At 72.7% G+C, this 20,237-nt stretch carries 20 protein-coding genes; 11 read left to right on the top strand and 9 right to left on the bottom strand.

Annotated elements, in window-relative coordinates; translation table 11 throughout:
- Window positions 1–2 precede the first annotated feature (2 nt).
- The 3 genes from ACOZ38_RS19670 to ACOZ38_RS19660 all read right to left on the bottom strand — a co-directional run bounded on the left by ACOZ38_RS19670 (window position 3) and on the right by ACOZ38_RS19660 (window position 3,464).
- The gene (locus tag ACOZ38_RS19670) at window positions 3–1,364 is read right to left on the bottom strand and encodes an acyclic terpene utilization AtuA family protein (protein WP_424532478.1); all 1,362 of its coding nucleotides are present in this window, start codon (window positions 1,362–1,364) and stop codon (window positions 3–5) included.
- 49 nt (window positions 1,365–1,413) lie between these two features.
- Window positions 1,414–2,685 (bottom strand): MFS transporter, encoded by a 1,272-nt coding sequence (locus ACOZ38_RS19665; RefSeq protein WP_424532477.1) that lies wholly within the window; start codon window positions 2,683–2,685, stop codon window positions 1,414–1,416.
- A 62-nt stretch (window positions 2,686–2,747) separates the two neighbouring features.
- Entirely contained in the window at window positions 2,748–3,464 is a 717-nt protein-coding gene (locus tag ACOZ38_RS19660; RefSeq protein ID WP_424532475.1) for a GntR family transcriptional regulator, read from the bottom strand.
- A gap of 159 nt (window positions 3,465–3,623) precedes the next feature.
- Here ACOZ38_RS19660 and ACOZ38_RS19655 point away from each other — a divergent pair, with 159 nt between their 5' ends.
- Window positions 3,624–4,424 (top strand): SAM-dependent methyltransferase, encoded by an 801-nt coding sequence (locus tag ACOZ38_RS19655; protein ID WP_424532474.1) that lies wholly within the window; start codon window positions 3,624–3,626, stop codon window positions 4,422–4,424.
- Between the two features lie 138 nt (window positions 4,425–4,562).
- On the opposite strand, the gene ACOZ38_RS19650 is transcribed toward ACOZ38_RS19655, so the two are convergent.
- Both ACOZ38_RS19650 and ACOZ38_RS19645 read right to left on the bottom strand, forming a co-directional pair.
- The gene (locus ACOZ38_RS19650; RefSeq protein WP_424532472.1) at window positions 4,563–5,219 is read right to left on the bottom strand and encodes a response regulator; all 657 of its coding nucleotides are present in this window, start codon (window positions 5,217–5,219) and stop codon (window positions 4,563–4,565) included.
- Window positions 5,216–6,421 (bottom strand): sensor histidine kinase, encoded by a 1,206-nt coding sequence (locus ACOZ38_RS19645; protein WP_424532470.1) that lies wholly within the window; start codon window positions 6,419–6,421, stop codon window positions 5,216–5,218. Before ACOZ38_RS19645 ends, ACOZ38_RS19650 begins: the two co-directional genes overlap by 4 nt.
- A 136-nt stretch (window positions 6,422–6,557) precedes the next feature.
- On the opposite strand from ACOZ38_RS19645, the gene ACOZ38_RS19640 reads away from it, so the two are divergent.
- From ACOZ38_RS19640 to ACOZ38_RS19625, 4 genes are all read left to right on the top strand, one after another.
- Entirely contained in the window at window positions 6,558–7,505 is a 948-nt protein-coding gene (locus ACOZ38_RS19640) for an alpha/beta hydrolase (protein ID WP_424532468.1), read from the top strand.
- The gene (locus tag ACOZ38_RS19635) at window positions 7,498–8,697 is read left to right on the top strand and encodes an acyltransferase family protein (RefSeq protein WP_424532467.1); all 1,200 of its coding nucleotides are present in this window, start codon (window positions 7,498–7,500) and stop codon (window positions 8,695–8,697) included. Before ACOZ38_RS19640 ends, ACOZ38_RS19635 begins: the two co-directional genes overlap by 8 nt.
- A 41-nt stretch (window positions 8,698–8,738) precedes the next feature.
- The gene (locus ACOZ38_RS19630; protein WP_424532465.1) at window positions 8,739–9,266 is read left to right on the top strand and encodes a DinB family protein; all 528 of its coding nucleotides are present in this window, start codon (window positions 8,739–8,741) and stop codon (window positions 9,264–9,266) included.
- Window positions 9,267–9,419: 153 nt separating this feature from the next.
- Complete coding sequence (locus ACOZ38_RS19625) at window positions 9,420–9,578, top strand: hypothetical protein (RefSeq protein ID WP_405149132.1); 159 nt, start codon at window positions 9,420–9,422, stop codon at window positions 9,576–9,578.
- A 49-nt stretch (window positions 9,579–9,627) separates the two neighbouring features.
- Here the strand turns inward: ACOZ38_RS19625 and ACOZ38_RS19620 are convergent, their stop codons facing one another.
- Window positions 9,628–11,604 carry a BTAD domain-containing putative transcriptional regulator gene (locus ACOZ38_RS19620; RefSeq protein ID WP_424532463.1) on the bottom strand — a complete coding sequence of 659 codons (1,977 nt, stop codon included), beginning with the start codon at window positions 11,602–11,604 and terminating at the stop codon, window positions 9,628–9,630.
- A 118-nt stretch (window positions 11,605–11,722) separates the two neighbouring features.
- Between ACOZ38_RS19620 and ACOZ38_RS19615 the strand changes: the two genes are divergently transcribed.
- Entirely contained in the window at window positions 11,723–12,520 is a 798-nt protein-coding gene (locus ACOZ38_RS19615; RefSeq protein WP_424532461.1) for an ArsR/SmtB family transcription factor, read from the top strand.
- A 203-nt stretch (window positions 12,521–12,723) separates the two neighbouring features.
- On the opposite strand, the gene ACOZ38_RS19610 is transcribed toward ACOZ38_RS19615, so the two are convergent.
- Complete coding sequence (locus tag ACOZ38_RS19610; RefSeq protein ID WP_424532459.1) at window positions 12,724–13,506, bottom strand: alpha/beta fold hydrolase; 783 nt, start codon at window positions 13,504–13,506, stop codon at window positions 12,724–12,726.
- A 56-nt stretch (window positions 13,507–13,562) separates the two neighbouring features.
- Between ACOZ38_RS19610 and ACOZ38_RS19605 the strand changes: the two genes are divergently transcribed.
- Complete coding sequence (locus ACOZ38_RS19605; RefSeq protein ID WP_424532457.1) at window positions 13,563–14,051, top strand: MarR family winged helix-turn-helix transcriptional regulator; 489 nt, start codon at window positions 13,563–13,565, stop codon at window positions 14,049–14,051.
- 93 nt (window positions 14,052–14,144) lie between these two features.
- Here ACOZ38_RS19605 and ACOZ38_RS19600 read toward each other — a convergent pair whose 3' ends face one another.
- On the bottom strand, window positions 14,145–15,287 hold the full coding sequence (locus tag ACOZ38_RS19600; RefSeq protein ID WP_424532455.1) for an FAD-dependent oxidoreductase: 1,143 nt from the start codon (window positions 15,285–15,287) through the stop codon (window positions 14,145–14,147).
- Between the two features lie 34 nt (window positions 15,288–15,321).
- Here ACOZ38_RS19600 and sigJ point away from each other — a divergent pair, with 34 nt between their 5' ends.
- The 3 genes from sigJ (at window position 15,322) to ACOZ38_RS19585 (ending at window position 17,102) form a co-directional block, all read left to right on the top strand.
- Window positions 15,322–16,212, top strand: a complete 891-nt coding sequence (gene sigJ, locus ACOZ38_RS19595; RefSeq protein WP_424532454.1) for an RNA polymerase sigma factor SigJ — start codon at window positions 15,322–15,324, stop codon at window positions 16,210–16,212.
- An 18-nt stretch (window positions 16,213–16,230) separates the two neighbouring features.
- Complete coding sequence (locus tag ACOZ38_RS19590) at window positions 16,231–16,659, top strand: protein-tyrosine phosphatase family protein (protein ID WP_424532453.1); 429 nt, start codon at window positions 16,231–16,233, stop codon at window positions 16,657–16,659.
- A gap of 68 nt (window positions 16,660–16,727) precedes the next feature.
- Complete coding sequence (locus tag ACOZ38_RS19585; protein WP_424532451.1) at window positions 16,728–17,102, top strand: VOC family protein; 375 nt, start codon at window positions 16,728–16,730, stop codon at window positions 17,100–17,102.
- A gap of 20 nt (window positions 17,103–17,122) precedes the next feature.
- On the opposite strand, the gene ACOZ38_RS19580 is transcribed toward ACOZ38_RS19585, so the two are convergent.
- Window positions 17,123–17,776: an HNH endonuclease family protein gene (locus tag ACOZ38_RS19580; protein ID WP_424532449.1), complete on the bottom strand. Its 654-nt coding sequence runs from the start codon at window positions 17,774–17,776 to the stop codon at window positions 17,123–17,125.
- A 300-nt stretch (window positions 17,777–18,076) separates the two neighbouring features.
- Between ACOZ38_RS19580 and ACOZ38_RS19575 the strand changes: the two genes are divergently transcribed.
- Window positions 18,077–20,227, top strand: coding sequence for an alpha/beta hydrolase-fold protein (locus tag ACOZ38_RS19575; RefSeq protein WP_424532448.1), 2,151 nt, complete (start codon window positions 18,077–18,079; stop codon window positions 20,225–20,227).
- Window positions 20,228–20,237 lie beyond the last annotated feature (10 nt).

The raw sequence follows: 20,237 nt of genomic DNA, 5'->3' as shown, positions 1-20,237 counted from the left end.
GCTCAGACCTCCTCGATCGTGGTGCGGAACAGCTCCGTGGGGCCGATGCCCGTGGCGACGTGGTTGAGGGTGAAGCGGTAGAGCGGCCCGCGGTCGATCTCCGGCGGTGAGTAGGGATAGGCGAGCGTGCTGACCAGTCCGTCGTACTCGGGGATCGGCAGGTGTGAGCTGGCGTGCGCGACGAAGGTGGCGATCGCGTGCGCGGTCTCCTGGTCGCCGGCGGTGACGGTGATCAGCACTCCGACCTCGGCCGGGCGCAGGTCGTCCGGCTCGTGGAGGCCGAGGACGGCGCCCGCGCCGTAGAGGCGGTAGTCGATGTCCACCGTGTCCGGGTCCACCTCACCCCCGAACACATCGAGGATCTTCGCCGTGAAGTACTTCTCCGCGAGCGGCAGCAACTCCGGAAGCCGCTCGATGATGACGTGGTCGCGGATCCCGCCGATCACCACCGTCTGGTGGCCGGCGAGCTCGGCCCCCTCCAGCTTGACCGTGTGCTCGCCGGCCGGATGGTAGGCCGCGCCCGCGACGCGCACGGTGCGGTCGTCGACGGCTTCGTACGTGGCGCACGAGGTGTCGAGAATGCCGGACGGCTCTGTGACATGGAACGGGTCGGCGTTCTCGTACAGCGTGTGCGCGGCCACCGAGCGCGGGGTGAGACGCGAGCCTTCCACGAGCGCGTGCACGTCGAAGTGGTCCTCCCGCAGGCGCACGAGCAGCCCGTCGGCGGACGGGGGAACGGCGCAGGCGGCGCCGCATTCGATGGTCTTCGCGGCGTGCCAGGCCAGACCGGGGTCGGCGCCCCGCAGGTGGGGCAGGGCGGCGAAGAGCGCGGTGTCGCTGGCCCGGCCGGCCAGGATGACGTCGCAGCCTTCGAGCAGGGCCTGCTGGATCGGCTCGACGCCCATCATGGCCACGGTGTGGCCGCGGGCGAAGACGTCCCTGTCGATCGGCGGGGCATGGTCGAGGGCGCGGATCCGCCCCTCGTCCCACAGCCGCTGGAGCCGCTGGGCGGGCTGGTCGGAGTAGATCAGACCCAGCTTGAAACGCAGGCCCTCCGCCGCCGCGATGGTGCGAGCCAGACCGGCGATCCAGTCGACACCGGCATCGCGGCCGCTGGTGCCGCACGAACCGATGATCAGTGGCACGCGGAGCCCGTCGCGCCCTTTGAGCAGGAGTCGCAGGTCGCGGGTGACGGCCTGCCGGGAAAGCTTCGGGATGCCCGAGCCGAGGGCGGCCGGGCCGCTGTCGGTCGATCCGGCATCACACGCGATCACATGCGGGCGGGCGGCCAGGCCCCGCTGGAACGCCTCGGCATCGAACCCGGCGCCGAGCACTCCGGTGGGGGCGAGAATTCGGATCTCCATGCTGGTGTGTCTCCTTCTCGGTGATGAGGTCTTCACAAGGCGTCGCCGGTCAGGAGCCGGTCCGTGTGCTGGGGGAGGCGCGCTTGGCGAGCCAGGTGAGGACGACGAAGGTGACGCCGCTGAACGCCGCGGCGTTCAGCAGCATGAAGCGCCAGCCGGTGCCGTCCACGGCGGCGCCGAGCAGCGCCGGCCCGAGGGCCATGCCGGAGGCCGACGCGACGGTGTACAACCCGGTGTAGGTGCCGAGCACCCGGTCGCTGGGCGCCAGGTTCCACAGCGCGACCAGGCCGTTCACGGCGAACGCCGCGTACCCGACGGACGACAGGATCGTCGACGCCATCGTCATGGCGGTGGTGGGAACGGTGAAGCCGGCCAGCAGTCCCAGCGTGAACAGCGCCGCCCCGTAGCGGATCATCCGAATCTGGCCGACGCGTTCCGAGACGTAAGCGATCGGCATCACCGCGGCGAGGAACACAATCGCGCTCGGCAGGGCGAGTCCGCCCGCCGCGCCTCGGGAAAGGCCGAGGACCTCGGTGGCGTACGGCGTGAGCAGTGACCGCAGGGCCGACCACATCCCGGCGAAGCAGAAGATGCCGAGCATCAGGAGCACGCCCGTACGGCTGCGGTCGCGCACCAGGTCACGGATCACCACCCGCAGGGAGGAGAACTCGTGTACCTGGCCCGCCGGGCCGAGGGAGGTGGCGCGGACGGCATAGGTGTGCCGGCGGCCCAGGAACCACGCGGCCAGCCCGACCATGACCAGCATGAGCACCGGGGGGATGACGAAGGCGGCCTTCAGGCTGCGGTCGACCACCAGCAAGCTGATCAGGGAGGACACCACGATGGTGAGGCTCACGCCCGCCTTGACGAATCCCTGGGCCTTGCTGCGGTTCTCCGGGGCGACGTAGTCGGAGACGAGGGTCTCGGTGACCCCTTTGAAGCCGTTGGCGACCAAGGCGAAGCAGAAGACGCACGCCATCAGCGACGGCAGGCTCGTCGACCACGGGATGAGCGCGAAGGGCACGGCGGCCACGCAGGCGCCGATCAGGATGATCGGCCAGCGGCCCGTTCGCGCGTGTGCCCGCCGGTCGGAGAAGTTCCCCATCCACGGCTGGACGATGACTCCTAGCACGTTGTCCATCCCCATGATCAAGCCGATCAGGCCGGCCGAGGAGAGGTACTGGCGTAGCGAGGCGGGCACCTGGGCGTCGTAGAAGTTCCACACCGACTCCTGCGCGAAGATCGCGATCGCGACCCAGAACACGGCGCCGCGGCTCGTGGGGGGTGCGGCGTCCCGTAAGCCCGGCGGCTTGTCTGTCACGGATAGCTCCTTGCAATTTGCTATAGCAAATGAGTGAAAAAAAACGCGGCACAGCCAGGGCGTCAGCCGTCGGCCAGTTGCCGCAGGGCCGCCCGATGGTGGTGGAGCGCGACGGCTTCCGCCCGCTCCGCGTCGCGGTCGGCGATGGCCGCGAGGAGCTCGTGATGCTGGCGGTAGCGGCGCCTGAAGTCCGGCGCTCGCTCGCGCAGCAGCCGGACGGTCAAGTCGTAGCGCTCCTCGTCGCTGAACGCCCGGGTCTGCTGGAGCAGGCCGGACAGCACCGGGTTGCCGGCCGCGGACTCGATGAGATGGTGGAACCGGCGGAGCTGCCTGAACACCGTGGTGATCTGGTCCTCCGGCCAAGCCGCGGGATCATGCTCGGCGGCCGCCTGCTCGATGACCTCGACCAGCCGGTCGGTGCGGTCGAGGATCTCCCTCAGCTCGCCAATCAGGCGGTCGGACGCCTTGCGCGCGGCGAGCCCCGCCATGAGCCCGGACAGGCGTGCCTCGGCCTCCGCGATCTCCGACAGCACGTCGGGCGAATGATGCGAGACGCGCAGCGCGCGAGAGCCCACACGCTCGACGACCTTCTCGTGCACCAGTTGCCGCAACGCCTCGCGCACGGGGGTAGGGCTGACCCCCAGCCGGGCTGCCAGGTCGCGTTCGGTGATCTTCTCGCCGGGGCGGAGTGTGCCGTCTCGCACCGCTTCGCGCAGCCGTTCATAAGCCTGATCGGCCAGCGACGCCGCGTTCATCGGCCCGAGGGTGTCACTACTCACGGAGGAAGACTGCACGTTGTTATAGCAAATAGTCAATAGAAACCTCGCGGACCGTGCGGCATCTGTGGCGGCCTGAAATGATCTGTGGGAACTCGTCCGCATACCACCAGCACCCCGCTCACTGGTGGCATCCCCGACTCCACGACAAAGAGTGCTCCCATGACAGATGAACCGAAATTTGCGCACATCGACACCACCACCCCCCATTCGGCCAGGGTGTGGAACTACTGGCTGGGCGGCAAGGACAACTACGCCATCGACCGGCAGGTCGGCGACCAGGTTCGCGAGGTGTACCCGGGAATCGTGGACGTCGCCCGGCATTCGCGGGTCTTCCTGGGCCGGGCGGTGCGGCACCTTGCCGGTGAGGCCGGGATCACCCAGTTCCTGGACCTGGGCACCGGGCTGCCGACGGTCGACAACACCCACGAGGTCGCCCAGCGTGTCGACCCGGCCTGCAAGATCGTCTATGTGGACAACGACCCGCTGGTGCTGGTGCACGCCCGCGCCCTGCTGGCCAGCACGCCCGAGGGCGAGTGCGACTACGTGGACGCCGACGTCCGCGATCCCGAGTACGTCCTCCAGCAGGCGGCCCGCACCTTGGACTTCACCCGGCCGATCGCGTTGATGATGCTCGGCATCCTGGGCAACGTGTGGGACGACGCGCAGGCGACCGAGATCCGCGACCACCTGGTGGCCGCGCTGCCGCCGGGCAGCTATCTGGCCCTTGAGGACGGCACCAACGCCGTCGACCCCGAGGCCGCGGCCCAGGCGGAGAAGACCCGCGCCGAAGCGGGCGACCCCTACAAGTTGCGCACTCCCCAGCAGATCGCCGCCTACTTCGACGGCCTGCGGCTACTTGAGCCGGGCGTGGTCTCGGTGTCGCGCTGGCGGCCCGAACCCACCCCCTGGGGGCTGCCCGACGAGGTCACGGCGTTCTGCGGCGTCGCCGCCAAGCCGTAAGCCCGCGGGAAGAAGCTCGACGCGCTGGAAGGCATCGGCACCCAGGCTTGATGCCCTGGACGACCGTTTCACGAGCACAGGTCGCGTCCCACGTCGGGGATCCGTTCCAGGTGGCGATGATCTTTTGCGGGCCGCGGGTCAGCGGGACGGTGACGCGAGGCCCGCATCGTAGGCGATGATGACGAGCTGCACCCGGTCACGGGCGTCGAGCTTGGCGAGCAGCCGTGTCACGTACGCCTTGACGGTGGCGACGCTGATGACCAGCTCGGCGGCGATCTCGCTATTGGACATCCCACGCCCGATGAGGGTCAGCACCTCGCGCTCGCGCGCGGTGACGCCGTCGAGCCCGCGGTGGCGCGGGACGGGGGAGGGCCGTCCCGCGAACTCCCCGATCAGGCGGCGGGTGACGCCCGGCGCGATGAGGGCGTCACCGGCCGCGACCACGCGGACCGCCGCGAGGATGTCGTCCAGGGCCATGTCCTTGACGAGGAACCCGGACGCGCCGGCGCGCAGCGCGCCGTAGACGTAGTCGTCGTCGTCGAACGTGGTCAGGACGATGACGCGCGCCGTGCCGGGACCCGAGGTGATCAGCCGGGTGGCCTCGATGCCGTCCATGCCCGGCATGCGGATGTCCATCACCACCACGTCAGGGTGGAGCTCCTCGGTCAGCCGCACGGCTTCCGCGCCGGTCCCGGCCTCCCCGGCGAGTTCGAGGTCGGGGGCGTCCGCGATGACCATCCGCAGGGCGGCGCGGACCAGCGGCTGGTCGTCGGCGAGCACGACGCGGACCGTCATCGCACGACCGCCGGCACGGGCAGGCGGGCCGCCACTCGGAAGCCGCCTTCCGGACGCGGCCCGGCGGAGAAGGCGCCGTGCAGCAGGGCGACCCGCTCGCGCATCCCGACCAGGCCGTATCCTTCCCCGCCGCCGCGCCCGCGCCCCGGCCCGCCGTCGAGAACCTCGATGGACAGCTCCTCGTCCCGGTAGTCGACGGACACCAGGCAGGACGAGGCGCCGGCGTGACGCACCACGTTGGTGAGCGCCTCCTGGACGATGCGGTAGGCGGACATGTCGATGTCCGGGGGCAGTGGACGCCGCTCGCCAAGCCACCGCACGTCGACGCGGACACCGGCATCCGTCGTGGTCGCGGCCAGCCGGTCGACGTCCGCCAGGCCGGGCTCCGGGTCGAGCGGCGCCGCCTGTGGCGCCCGTCCCGGTTCGGGGGTACGGAGCGCGCCGAGCATGAGGCGCAGCCCCGACAGCGTCTCCCGGCCCACCGTCTCGATCTCGCCCAGCGCGTCGCGCGCCTGTACGGGCTGGGTGTCGATGACCCGCCGTGCCGCGCCGGCCTGCAGGGCGATGACGCCGATGCTGTGCGCGACCATGTCGTGCAGTTCGCGCGCGATGCGCAGCCGCTCGTCGGTGACCACCTGGGCGGCGGCCTGAGCGGCCAGCCTCTCGGCGTGCTCGTGCGCCTGGCGCACCGAGCCGCCGACCAGCCAGGCGATGACGGCCGTCATCGCGACGGCCAGCTCCGCCGAGGTCCCGACGTTCCACCCGGCCAGCAGCCGGGTGACCAGGTAGCCGGTGAGCACGGCGAGCGCCATGGCGACGGCGACGATCCCGGCGCGGCGCGGCCGGGTGGCCGCGATGACGTACAGCGCGACATCGACCGCCAGGAACTGAGCCAGGGGGATCTCTCCCACACCCAGGGGGACGCACGCGATGGCCGAGGCGGCGAGCAACAAGGCCAGAGCCGGCAGCGGCCGGCGGCGCAGCAGAGCGCTGCCGGCCAGCACCAGGGCAGTGGCCACCGCCAGGAACGCCAAACCGTCCCACCGGTAGAAGAATGACCCGGCATACACGGTGGGTTCCCACTCACCGGGCAGCCTGACGCGCACGAGGAAGGAGAACGCCAGGCCCGCACACCAGGCCAGAGCCGCCCAGGCCGCGGGCGGCACACGCTTCAGCAGAGGCAGCGGTGGTGTGACGTGCATGGTCAGAGGGTAACGGCGTGCCCCGCGCCCGGGCATCGGACCACGGGTGTACACCTGCGGTCCACCCGCGCCCGGGCGAATGTCACCGGCGGTCCGATGTGGCGCGGACGCGCCCTGCGGCACCTTCGGTCAGGTGATGGAAGTCAGCGAATCCCCTCCGCGCCGCGCCCTGCTCGCCGCACTCGTCGCCGCCTCGGTGGTGGTGCCGGTGGCGGGCGCGGCCCGCCCCTCGGCCGTCCCGGCGCCCGCCCCCGCCGCACTGGCCCCGCTGCGGGCCGCCACTCCCGCGGCTCTGGCCGGACGGTACGCCGCCAGCAGAGAGGACATGCGGGCGGCTGAGCTGATCGCGACAGGTCATGGTGACCGGTGGCGGGCCGCGATGCTGCGCGCCATGGCCGACCCGGCGCGCACCTTCCTGTCCTTCGACGGACGCGACGGCGGGCGCGCCACCGAGGTGTTCGGCGACCTGTCCCTGGCCGAGCGGATCGCCGTGGTGGTCCCCGGCGCCGACACCGACCTCGACAGGTACGGGCTCCTGCGGGGCGGCGCGATGAGGCTGTGGCAGGAGCTCGGCGACCGGTCCGCCGTCATCGCCTGGCTCGGCTACCGGACACCGAGCACCGTGAGCCTCCAGGCGCTGACGCCCGGCCGCGCCGACGAGGCCGCCCCAGCGCTGCGCCGGTTCGTGCGGGAACTGCGCGCGGTCAGGCCCGCGGCCCGGATCTCCCTCGTGTGTCACTCCTACGGGAGCGTGGTCTGCGGGCGGGCCGCGCCCGGGCTGGAGGTCGCCGACATCATCCTCTGTGCGAGCGCCGGCACCGGCGTCGGCACCGCCGCGCGACTGCGCACCCGGGCCACCGTCTGGGCCGGACGGGCCTCCGGTGACTGGATCGCCGGCGTGCCGCACGCGCGGCTCCGGCTTCCCTTCGCCACCTTCGGGTTCGGCGCCGATCCGGTCTCGCCGGAGTTCGGCGCCCGGGTCTTCGCGGCGGGCGACGGCGGCCACAGCGACTACCTGAGACCCGGCGTGGCCCTTGCGAACATCGCCAGGATCATCTCCGGACGGGCCCCCTCCGGTGCGTGACCTCGCCCGGCGCATCGACGCGGCGACTCCGCCCGACCGCGACCGTGCCGCCGACGCGTTACGGGCGGTGGCCATCCTGGGAGTAGTGCTCGGTCACTGGCTGGTGACGGCCCTGGTCGCCGACAGCGGCACGGTACGCGTCGGCAGCCCCCTCCGGCAGATGCTCCAGCTCGCGCCCGTCTCGTGGCTGTTGCAGACGATGGCGGTCTTCTTCCTGGTGGGCGGGCAGATGGCGGCGCGCAGCCACATCAACGCCCTCGGCCGTGGCCGGACCTACCGCCGGTGGCTCACTGCCCGCATGGCCCGGCTGTTCCGGCCGGTCATCGTCGTGGCGGCGGTGTGGAGCGTGGTGGCGGGCGCGATGCTCGCGTCGGGGGCCGACCCGAACACCGTGCGCGCCCTGGTCAAGCTGGTGCTGTCGCCGATGTGGTTCCTGCTGGTCTTCGCGGCGCTGACGGCGGCGACCCCGCTGGTCGCCAGGCTGCACCCGCTGTGGCCGCTCGCCGTCGTCGCGCTCGTCGACCTGGTCCGCTACGGCCTCGGCGGGCCCGCCTGGCTGGGCTGGACCAACGTGGCGACCGGCTGGCTGGTCCCGTACTGCCTGGGCGCGGCCTGGGCCCGCGGCGACCTGCGCGGCCGTACGACGGGGTGGGCGCTGCTGCTCGGCGGCGGCGCGGCCACCGCGGCGCTCGTCCTGTGGGCCGGCTACCCGGCCTCCATGGTCGGCGTGCCCGGCGCCCCCATCTCGAACCAGTCGCCGCCCACGCTGGCGGCGGTCGCCTTCGGCCTCACCCAGTGCGGGGCGGCCCTGCTCCTGCTCGGCCCGCTGCGGCGGGTGCTGACGCGCCACCCCGCCGCGTGGGCCGTCGTGGCGCTGGTCAACCTCTCCGCGATGACGATCTTCCTGTGGCACCAGACCGCCCTGATCGCGGTCACCGCGATCGGCCTGCTCGCCGACGGCCCGCTGCCCGGCCTGCACACCGTCCCTGACGATCCCGGCTGGCTGCTCGCCCGCCTGGCCTGGCTGCCGGTGTTCGCGCTGGCCCTGCTGGTGTGCTGGACCGCGTTCCACGCCTACGAGCGGTGCCCTCGGCCGCCAACGGAGCCTCCGGCGTCAAGCGTTTGCCGAACGTGCTCGGGCGATGATCGACTACCAAGCCCCCGGTGCTGCCAAGGTTCTGCGACGTTCTGATCCGGCAGGCGATGGGCGGGACGCGTAGGCATGATATGGCCATGACCTGGACCGCTCCGCAGATCACCCGTGTCAACCAACCGCTGGCCGCGCTGACAGGCGACGAGCGCACGCTCGCGGACGCGTGGCTCGACCTCCACCGGCAGACACTGCTGTGGAAGTGCGCCGGGCTCACCGCCGAGCAGCTCAAGCTGCGCTGCGTAGAGCCGTCGCGGCTGTCGCTGCTCGGCCTCGTCCGCCACATGTCCGAGGTCGAGCGCGACTGGTTCCGCACCCGCTTCGCCGGAGAGCGGGTCGGCTACCTGTACTGCAGCGACGACGACCTCGACGCCGAGTTCGACGTGGAGACCGCCGACGCGCCATCGGACCTCGCCGCCTACACCCGCGAGATCGAGCTCGTCCGCCAGACCACCTCGGGACGCTCACTGGACGAGACCTTCATCGACCCGCGCCGCGAGGCCGAGATGAGCCTGCGCTGGGTCTACTCCGCCATGATCCAGGAATACGCCCGCCACAACGGCCACGCCGACCTCCTACGCGAACGCATCGACGGCGCCACCGGGCACTGAGCCCGCCACGCCAGATACCGCGCCCTCGGCGCCCCCGGGCCGGTGGGCGGCGATCACCTGGCCGACCGGGAGGGCCGCCGCTGAACCGCTGTCGGCCACACGGCGCAGGCGATCTCCGTTGTCCGGGGTCCTTGCAGGTGTTAGCTTGCGATCGTGGAGCAGCGCGAAGGTGCGGGCGTCGCGGAACACGATCTCGACAGGTGGGCCGGCCTGACCAGCGTCGTCACGGTGGCCGCCGTCACAGCCCTCGGAGCCTTCGCTCTCGCCATGGCCGCCCTGCTGGTCTTCCTGGTCGTCGGCGGCCTGGACTGATCTCATCCTGCCGGCCAGCCCCGGGCTCCCGATCTGGCGCTCGATTCGCTCACCGGGGGTGCCGCAGGGCGGTGGCGAGGTCGTCGAGGTGCTCGGAGACCGGGCCCAGGGTGAGCAAGCCGCTACCCGCCCCGGCCAGCTCCGCCGCCGCGGGGGTGAGCCCGGTGCGGGCGCGCTCCATCGTCTCCCGGTCGCCGACGGCGATCGCCGCCCGTGCGACGAGGCACCACAGGGCCTCCGACAGCAGGTCGCGGGGCGGGTCCGGGAGCCGGCGCAGCGCGGCCGCGGCCTCGCCGGGGCGGTCCTGCTCCAGCAGCACCAGCGGGCGGGCCCACGGCTCGTACGGCCCCCAGTCGGTGTCCTCGGCGGCCTGTACGGGCAGCGTGTGCCGCAGGCGCAGGCACAGCAGGGCGAGGGGGAGCAGTCCGCGTTCGAGCCCGGGCATGCCCGCGCCGTCCAGCCGCGCGGCGGCGTCCCGATAGGCCGCCTCCACCTCGGCCACCGGTGCCCGCCCCGTAGCCGCGAGCCGCAGCGCCCGGTACCACTGGGTGAAGACGCCCACCAGCGGCAGCTCGTCGCGCTCGGCCAGGCGGTCGGCGGCGGTCGCGTGCCCGTCGGCTCCGGGGAAGTCGCCGAGGGCGCTGCGGGCCTGGAGCCGGATGAGGTGCCCGAGCACCTCGTAGGTGACCAGGCCGTGCCGGGCGGACAGGGCGACCAGCTCGGCGCCGATCTCGTCCCGGCGCGGGGCCAGCCCCGTACGGTCGAAGGTCTGCATGAACACGCCGTTGAGAGCGAACGCCAGCAGCGCGGGATCGTCCAGGCGGCGGGCGATCTCCTCCGCCTGCCTGGCCACCTGTGGCCCACGGGGTGAGCGGGTGCCGCGCGACTCCAGGGCGATCGTGGCCAGCAGGCGGGCCCGCGCCGCAGGGTGCGCGCCAGGCGGCAGCAGGGCCAGGGCGCGCTCGGCCGCCGCCACGACCCGCGCGGCCTGCGGCGGGTCGTCCACGCGGGTCCAGATCGCCGGGACGTCGTAGGCGCCGATCACGCGGGCCGTCAGCTCGGTGTCCTCCAGCTCCTCCGCCGCCGTGATGGCCGCCACGCGGTGCTCGCGGGCCGCCTGAAGGCCGCCACCTCCGGTCACCGCGAGATTGCGCAGCAGGCCCACCGTCGACTCCAGCCGGGCCCGGGCGCCGGATGCCACAGTGCGGTCGTAGGCGGCGGCCGCCCGCGCCCACACCCGTCCCGCCGCGCCGGCCGCCCCGGACGCGGGGTCGAGGTGGCGGGCCTGGTCGAGGATGTCGGCCTCCAGGCGGCGCAGCGCCGGGCCGGGATCCACCCCGAGCTGCTCGACCAGGAGAGTTCGCGCACGGCGCAGCACCGCGAGCGCGTCGCCCTGGCGGCCGGCGCGGTACAGCGCGAGGGCCAGCAGCCGCCAGGCGTCCTCGCGCCAGGGATGCTCGGCCACGTGCGCGTCCAGGTCGGGCACCGCCTCGGCGGCGAGGCCGAGGGCCAGCCGGGCCTCGGCCTGCCGCTCGACGGCGTGCAGCCGCAGCTCGCCCAAGCGGGAGCGCTCCGCGCGGGCCCAGGGCTCCTCGGTGAACTCGGCGTAGGCGGGGCCGCGCCACCATCCGAGCGCCTCCTCCAGCCGGGCGAGGGCGTCCTTGGGCGGCAGCGTCGCGGCGGCGGCCACCGCCTGCTCGAAACGCCAGGCGTCCACCGCGTCCGGCTCGGCGCGCAGCGCGTATCCGGGGCCCTGGGTGACCAGCAGCCGGGCCGGAGTGCGGGGTGGGCGCCGGGGTTCCAGCGCGCGGCGCAGCGCGGCGACGAAGGTGCGCACCGCGCTGACCGCCCCCGGCGGCGGATCGTCCCACAGGTCCTCGACGAGGTGGCCGACCGGTACGACGCGGCGGCGGGCGACGATCAGCCGGGCCAGCACCGCGCGGTGCCTCGGCCCTTTGAGCGCGATCGGGTCTCCGTCGTGGTCCCAGGCCTCTACCGGTCCCAGCACCCCGAACTCGACCCGCACCCTTGACCACCCTTTCCGAGGGCATCGCCCCTGGTCACGGTAGCGCGCTCGTCGGATGCCCCTCGCCCACGGGCCGCGATGATTGACATGTGACTATTTGGTCACCTATCTTCGGGGCGTGAACGACGACGACCGCGTCTTCAAGGCGCTGGCCGACCCGACCCGCAGGCGGCTGCTCGACAGGCTGTTCACGCGCGACGGCCGGACACTGTCCGACCTCGAGTCTGACGTGGACATGACGAGGTTCGGCGTGATGAAGCACCTCCGGCTGCTGGAGGACGCCGGTCTCGTCATCACGCGCAGGTCGGGCCGGGAGAAGCTGCACTTCCTGAACGTGGTGCCCATCCGGCTCATCCACGACCGCTGGATCGACAAGTACACCGAGCTCCAGGTGTCGGCGCTCGCCCATCTGAAGACCGAGTTGGAGAACACCATGATCACCACCGAGACCGGCACGACCGTCCAGGTGCACCGCGTCTACATCAAGGCGACCCCGCAGGCGATCTGGACCGCGATCGTCGACCCGGAGTGGACGCGGCGGTACGGCTACCGCAGCCCGGTCGACTACGACCTGCGTCCCGGCGGTGGCTTCCGGGCGCTCGCCGGCGACCACATGCCCGGCATGAACCCCACCGACTGCATCGTGGAGGGCGAGGTCGTCGACGCCGACCCGCCGCGCCGGCTCGTGCAGACCTGGCGGCCGACCTGGCTCGACGAGGTCCACACGCGGCTCACGTACGAGATCGAAGAGGGCGAGAACGGCGTGTGCTCGCTGACCCTGACCCACGACGTGCACGACGCGCCGCAGACGGGGGCGCAGGTCGCGGGCGCGGTCGAGAACGCCGGCGGCGGCTGGCCGGAGGTGCTCAGCGACCTGAAGACGCTGCTGGAGACCGGCACCGGCCTGTACGCCTGACCCGGCCGACGCTCACCGCACGGGCGCGGCCGCCCCGGCCCGCGGCGGCAGAGGTTGAGCCGGCCGGGCACGTACGGATCGGGTACGCCCGCGCCTCGACCGTCCCGCAGGAGGTCGACCTCGAACTCGGCGAACACGCGGCCAGGACCCGCCTCCGGCCACCTGACTCGCGCGAAGGGCCTGGCTCGCGCGCGAAGTCCGGCTCACCCGAGAAGCTCGCGCAGGCGGGCGGCGTAAGCGCGGGGGTGGCTGGTGTTGCCGTTGTGCCCGCCGGGGAACTCGGCGAGCTCCGTGCCCAGCAGTGCGGCCAGTTCCTGGGCGCAGTGGTAATCGAAGACGGTCCGCGGCGTGGTACGGCCGGCCGCGGGCACGATCCGCGTCGGGGAGGAGACCAGTTCGCCGGCCGGGAGCGTGTCCTGAAGGACCGCGGTGAAGTCGTGCTCGATGAAGAAGTCGAAGTTGGCGATCCGCCCCGGCGTCATCGGCTGCGGGGTCAGGCCGGGCTCGGCGTCGGGGTTGGCCGGATCGATGCCGAGCACGGCGGCGACGGCCTTGAGCGCGGGGGCCGGCCCGTCGCGGCGGTAGAGCTCCTGGATCTCGGCCAGCTCCGCCTCGTGGCGGGCACGCTCGCCGGCGGGCAGCAGGCGGGGCGCGACCGGTTCGTGCGCGATGAGCGTGCTGATCTGCCCGGGGTGGCGGACGGCCAGGTGCAGGCCGATGACCGCGCCCAGGCTGCAGCCGAGCATCGCCACCGGCGCGTCGGTCAGCCCGACCAGCAGGCGGTGCACGTCCTCCGCGTGCTCGGCCATCGCCACGCCCCGGCTCGACGGGCTGCGGGATAGGCCGCGGCGGTCGTAGGTGATGAGGGTGAAGGCGTCGGCGAGCTGGTTGACCAGGTCGACGGTACGGTCGGCGTCGCCTTCGCCGCTCTGGGAGATCAGGAGCATCGGACCGGTGCCACGCACCTCGTGGTGGAGGGAGGTCATGGCGCCGACCATATTCCATCAATTTTGATACATCAAATCAGATGTATAGTTGAGGCATGAACGGAGTGGACCTCTTCCTATTGGGGCGCACGCTGATGAAGATCGGCGAGGAGGCGCTGCCCACCGAGGGACTCGGCGGCCAGCCGGGCAGCGTCCGGGGCGTGCTGATCGTGGTCAGCGACATCCGCGCACATCCCGGCAGTGCGATCAGCGAGATCGTCACCCGCACCGGCTTGCCGCAAAGCGCCGTGTCGGCGGCGGTGGCCCGGCTCCGTGAGGCCGGCGCCGTGGTCACCGAACCCGATACGCGCGACCGCCGCCGTCTGCGTATCCTGCCCTCTCCTGAGATCTCCGGCCGGGTGGAACAGGTCCGCTCGACCTCCATCGACACCGCCCTGGCCAAAGCCCTGGGCGCCGCCGATCCTCACCTGGTCGCCGAGGTCGTTTCCCTGCTGGAGCAGCTCGCGCGACACCTGTCTCCCCAGGCGCTCACTCGTCTGCGCAACCGACATGCCGAGGACCCGGCAGCCGCAGTCAAGAAATAATCTCTGGGTTCCCGCCGAGGTGCTCGCAGTTGTCGACGACCAGGAGGGCCGCGCGGCCGGCGAGCGCGGCGACCAGCCGGCCGGCGGGCCCGCTCAGGGCCGGTGAGCGAGCGCGCCACGGGCGGCGGCGATCCCGCTGTGGAAGGACACCTCGCTGAGCAGGCCGGGCGCCGCGACCATGTCACCGGCGAGGAACACGCCGTCACCGCGTTCCACGGCCGGCCGGTCACGCCAGGTACGGCCGGGCAGGTCCAGCGCGCCGGTGCGGCGGTTGGCGATGCTGTGGCGCCGCCAGGTGACCCGCTCCTGCCAGCCGGGGAGCGCCTGGCCGACCAGGCCTTCCAGCCGGGCCAGCGCGCCGGCCCTGCCCTCACCCTCCCGCAGGGGTAGCTGTGCCTGGATCAGCGATTCGCCGGGCGGCGCGAGGCTCGGGTCGGGAAGGGTGTAGCGCTCCAGCCAGCCGGCGGCGTCCAGGTCCGACACGACGAAGGCGTCACGGCGGTCGGCGCGTACGGCCAGGTCCAGCAGCAGCGTCCGGCCGCTGTCCACTCCGGGCAGCGCCGTGCCGAGCAGGCGTCCGGCGGCGTCCAGCGAGGTCGCCACGATGACCGGCGAAGCGGGCAAGCCGGTCACACGGGCACCGGTCTCGATGACGACGCCGAGGGCACGGGCGCGGCCCGCGAGCCGGTCGACGAGACCCGTCCAGCCGCCCGTGAGGTAGCGGGCGGGCGGGTTCGGCGCGAACACCCGCAGCAGCCGCTCCCAGACGAACGCGGCCGAGAGCCGGCCCGGATCGGCGTCGAAGGTGGCGGCACCCATGAGGTTCGCCGCGGCGGACGCGGCCCGCTCACCGTGGTGGCGGCGGATCCAGGTATGGAAGTCGACGTCGGCCGGTGCGCCTCGACGGCGCCGCGCGAGCACCCGCAGCAGGGCCGCCGGTGGGGTACGCCGCAGCCGGCCGTCGTGGCGGAACCGGAATCCGGCCAGGCCGCGTAGCGGCACCCCGGAGAACGGGCCCAGCAGATCGCGTTCGGCGAGCCAGCGCCACCAGGGCCCGTCGCAGTAGAGCACATGCGGGCCCTCGTGGGCCACGTACGGCGGTGCGGTGGCGCGGGCTCGCCCGCCGAGAGAGTGGTGCGCCTCCAGAAGCCGGACCCGCGCTCCGGCCTCGGCGCAGGTTATGGCGGCGACCAGCCCGGCGAGCCCGCCGCCGGCAACGGTGATGATCCTCTGCATGACCGGGTGACGACGTAGGCCACAATCGTGTGACATGGACGACTGGAGCAAGCACCGCCGGTATCTGTTCGCGGTCGCCTACCGCCTGCTGGGCAGCGCCACGGACGCCGAGGATGCCGTCCAGGAGGCGTTCGTACGGCTGCGCACCTCCGCGCCCGTCGACCTGGAACACCCGCGGGCATGGCTCACAACGGTGACGTCTCGCATCTGCCTCGACATGCTCGGCTCGGCCCGCGCCCGCCGCGAGACCTACGTCGGCACCTGGCTGCCCGAACCGCTGGCGGGGTACGACGATTCGGATCTGGGCGAGGCCACCGCGTTACGGGAGTCGGTGCGCACCGCGGTGCTCTTGGTGCTGGAGAGCCTGACACCCGCCGAACGGGTCGCGTTCGTGCTGCACGACGTGTTCGGCATGGACTTCGACCGGCTCGCGACCGTGGTCGGCCGTACCCCCCAGGCATGCCGGCAGCTCGCGTCACGGGCGCGCCGGCGGGTACGCGGCGAGGCGCCGCCACGCGTACCGGTCTCCGCCGAGGAGCATCGGCACATCACCGCCATATTCCTCAAGGCCGCTGCGGACGGTGATCTGGCGGAGCTGCTCCCCCTGCTGGATCCCCAGGTCGTGCTGCGTTCCGACGGCGGGGGAGAGGTTCTCGCGGCGCGCGTGCCGGTGCACGGCCCGGAACGGGTCGCGACCCTGCTGGCCGGGCTCGTTCGCCGCTACGCCGGTGCGGAGGTACGGCCGGTGCGGCTGGCCGGCGGCGAGGGGTGCCTGCTGAGCCTGGACACGAAGGTGATCGGCGTGGTCGGCATCGAGATGTCCGCCGGCCAGATCACCGAGATGAACCTGGTGGTCAACCCGGCGAAGCTTCAACGGGTAGGCCTGATCGACCGGCCCTGGGATCCCGGTCCGCACATCACCTAGGAGGGCTAGGCTCGCTCCATGATCGCTGCTTGGGAGCCCACGATGGCGGGCGTGCTGCGGTTGCCCTCGGGCCGGCTCGTCCGCGGCCGGGGGCTCCGCCGCCCCCTGCCGTCAGGGCCGCAGCCCGCCTTCGCGCTGTATCTGCTGGGCCGCGAACCACCCCCGGTCCCGTGGGAGTCTCGCTGGCTTCGCTGGCCGGACTTCTGGCTGCCGTCCGACCGCACCGCCACCGGGGACGCGCTGCGCGAGGCATGGGCGTGCGCCGCGACCGAACGCGTCGAGATCGCCTGCGCCGGGGGATCGGGACGGACCGGCACGGCGCTGGCCTGCCTCGCCGTCCTGGACGGGGTGCCCAACCGCGAGGCGGTCGCCTACGTCAGGAGGCATTACTCCTCGCACGCGGTGGAGACCCCCTGGCAACGCCGTTTCGTCGCGCGCTTCCGGTAAGGGCCCGCCTCGTCGGCGGCCGATCGCGCCGCCCCGGCCGGCCGGGTCACGACACTAGGCTCGGCGTCATGATGCCTCGCCATATGACCATTGACTGCGCCGATCCTTTCGAGCTCGCGACTTTCTGGAGTGCCGTAACCGGGTGGCCGGTGTCCGGAGAGGACGCGCCGGGCGACCCCGAGGTCCTCGTCGAGGCTCCCTCGCCCGTGCCCGGCTTGCTGTTCATCCAGGTGCCCGAGGGCAAGACGGTGAAGAACCGGATGCACCTCGACTGGGTGCCCACCGAGCGCACCCGCGACGAGGAGGTGAAGCGCGCCATCGCCCTCGGCGCCAAGCTGTACGAGGACCACCGCACCGCCGAGGGGCCCGGCTGGGTCACGTTGCTCGACCCTGAGGGCAACGAGTTCTGCATCGAGCGCAGCCAGGCCGAGCGCGGCGTCTAGCACCGGCGGCGCCGGGTTTCTCACGGATGCTGGCGGTCCGGGCAGGTGTCGAGCATGCGGTCGAGCGCGGTCTTCTCCTTCGCGGTGACGGTCAGCCTGTAGTGGTGCTTCACGTGCGTCCACGCCCTGGCGTACACGCACCAGTACGAGCGCCGCGGACGCCACTGGGCCGGGCTCTGGTCGCCCTTGGCCCGGTTGGAGGCACTGGACACGGCGATGAGCTGCGGGTGCACCAGGTCGTTGGCGAACTCCTGCCGCCGGGTCATCGACCAGGCGTCCGCTCCAGAGCGCCACGCGTCGGCCAGGGGCACCATGTGCCCGACGTCCACCCGCCCCGCCGACCTCAGCGTCGTGCCGTCGTAGGGCGAGTGCCAGATTCCCGACACCACCCGGCAGTGGCGGCCCTCCTTGACGTTCTCGCCGTCGCGGCCGAGGACGACCTCCCGGGTGTCGCAGTTCCCGCCCTGCTCGACCCAGTGCGGGAACTGTGCGGGGGAGTACCCCTTCAGGGAGCCCGGCCGGCGGACCACCAGCTCGGCGAGCTCGGCCCGCGCGACCGAGGCCGGCGACGGCTCGGGCGGCGGCACCGGGGCCGCCGCCGGACCGGCGGCGGGCGCCAGCAACAGCGCCGGCAGGCTGGCGGCGGCGAGACCTTGCGGGAATGCGACACGCATACGCTACGGATATCGCCGGACGATCACCCACCGGGCCCGCTTTAACCACTCTTGAAGTGCGGCTTTCCCTCCCAGGTGAACAGACCGAGCGGAGGCCGCCCCGATCCGGGCCTGATATCGACGGGTCTGTTTTCAGGTGTCGTGACTGAATTGCCCTATTGACACGGCCGAAACAGCCCGCGAAACTCACCGGAAACCTCTTACCCAAGACGTGTCGGGCCGGAGCGTGACTGTAAACGTTTACAGCACCCCGGCCCTCAGACTGGGGACCCCCTCCGGCCCCGGTGAAGGAGTGGCCAGATGGTCGTTTCGCGATGGCGGGTGCTCGGCGTTCTGGCAGCCCTGGTGCTCGCGGTGTGCACGGCGTACACGGTGATGCCCGCCGAGGCGCGGGGAGGCAAGGCGAAGACCGGCACGATCACCGCCTCCTCGGCGTACTCCGCCGCACTCGGCGAGCCCGTCGCCTACAACGTGTACCTGCCCGACGGTTACGCGCGGGGCGGCCAGCGCTATCCGGTGCTGTACCTGCTGCACGGCAGAGGCGACTCGCTGCAGTCCTGGACCCAGGCCAAGGACACCCTGGACGAGATGATCCAGGACAAGCGGATCCCCCCGCTCATCGCGGTGATGCCCGACGCCCCCTGGAGCGAGCGCGGCAACTGGTACGTGGACTCGCGGTACACCGGGGGCGACATTCCCGGCAGGCCGGTGGAGACCGCGCTCACCCGCGACCTGGTGAACCACGTCGACGCCACCTACCGCACCGCGGCGACCCGCACGGCGCGGATCGTCGGCGGCTACTCCATGGGCGGCGCGGGCGCGCTGCGGTACACGCTGGCCCACCAGGACCTGTTCGGCGGCGCCCTGGTGCTGAGCCCGGCCGTCTACACCCCGCTGCCGCCGGGCGACTCCTCGGCCCGCGACTACGGCGCGTTCGGGCTCGGCGGCGAGAAGTTCGACGACGAGGTGTACCAGCGGCTCAACTACCCGCGGCTGCTGACCGAGGTCGACCCCGACCTACCCGTACGGCTGTTCATCGCGGTGGGCGACGACGAGTACGCCAACCCCGACCCCGCCGACGCCCGGCACGATCTCGACTTCGAGTCCGAGGCGCTCTACAACGCCGCGCGCCGGGTGCCCGGTATCTCGGCCCAGATGCGCATCCTCGACGGTGGCCACGACTGGAGCGTCTGGGGACCGGCGTTCGAGCAGGGCATGGCCGATCTCGGCCCCGCGCTGAGCGTCGTCCCCCCGGCGGGGCTGCCCGCTCCGCTGCACGGGACCCCCGGCACCGACTGGGCGGGCGGCGCCGCCTCCCACGCCGACGGCTCGACGACCCTCGGGTACGCGGCGAGCGGCGCGGTGAACGGCCAGAGCCACGCGGGCGGGCTGGACGTCGTGCTGTCCCGCCTGGGCCCCGACGGCGCGGCCCGATGGACCCGGCAGTTCGGCACGGCCGCCGACGAACGCCTGTACGGCGTGGCCGCGCTGCCCGACGGCGGCGTCCTCGCCGCCGGGTACACCAAGGGCGACCTGGACGGTCACCACCCGGGCAACACCACCGACGACGCCTTCGCGGTGCGCCTGGACGCGGACGGCAAGGTGCGGTGGCTGACCCAGTTCGGCGCGGCCGGCGCCGCGGACCGGGTCTACGGGCTGACGGCCGCCTCCGACGGAGGTGCGTACCTCGCCGGGTACACCAAGGGCGCGCTGTCCGGCGCGAACAGCGGCGACAAGGACGCCATTCTCGCCCGCGTCACGCCCGGCGGGCAGGTCGCCTGGGTACGCCAGCTCGGCGGCCCCGGCGAGGACAAGGCGTACGGCGTGGCGGCCGACGCCACCGGCGCGTACGTGGTCGGCGGCGGACCGGCGGGGCTGCCGGGCACCACGGCGCTCGGCGGCCAGGACGGCTGGATCGCGAGGTACGACGCCGACGGGACCAAGCGCTGGGTGACCACGGCGGGCGGCACCGGCGACGACCGCCTGAACGCCGTGACGGTCACGACCGGCGGGCTCGTGGTCGCGACCGGCGCCGTCGGCGGCGACCTGCTCGCCGTCGCCTACACCACCGCCGGCAAGCAGAAGTGGACCACCACCGTCGCGACCCCGGCCACGGACGCGGGAGCGGCCGTCGTGCCGCTGCCCGGCGGCGAGGCCGAGGTCATCGGGTACACCCGCGGCCGGGTCGGTGTGATGGCGGGGCAGGCCGACATCCTGACCGTGCGCCTGTCCGGCAAGGGCAAGCAGGTGGCGGCGGCGCAGTTCGGGTCGGCGCGCGACGACGGCGTGGACCCGTTCGCCGAGCCCGACCTGTTCGCCGCCCCCGGGCCGAACGGCAGGGTGCTCGTCACCGGCCTCACCTACGGGACACCGGCCGGCGCCACCGCACCGGGCAACGGCGACGTGTTCACCGCCTTGGTGGACCCGGCGACCGGCCTGCCCGCCTCTTGACCGTGCGAGT

This window comes from Sphaerisporangium viridialbum, assembly GCF_049674955.1.
Lineage (GTDB): Bacteria > Actinomycetota > Actinomycetes > Streptosporangiales > Streptosporangiaceae > Sphaerisporangium > Sphaerisporangium viridialbum.
This window is presented reverse-complemented; position numbering and strand designations above follow the sequence as displayed.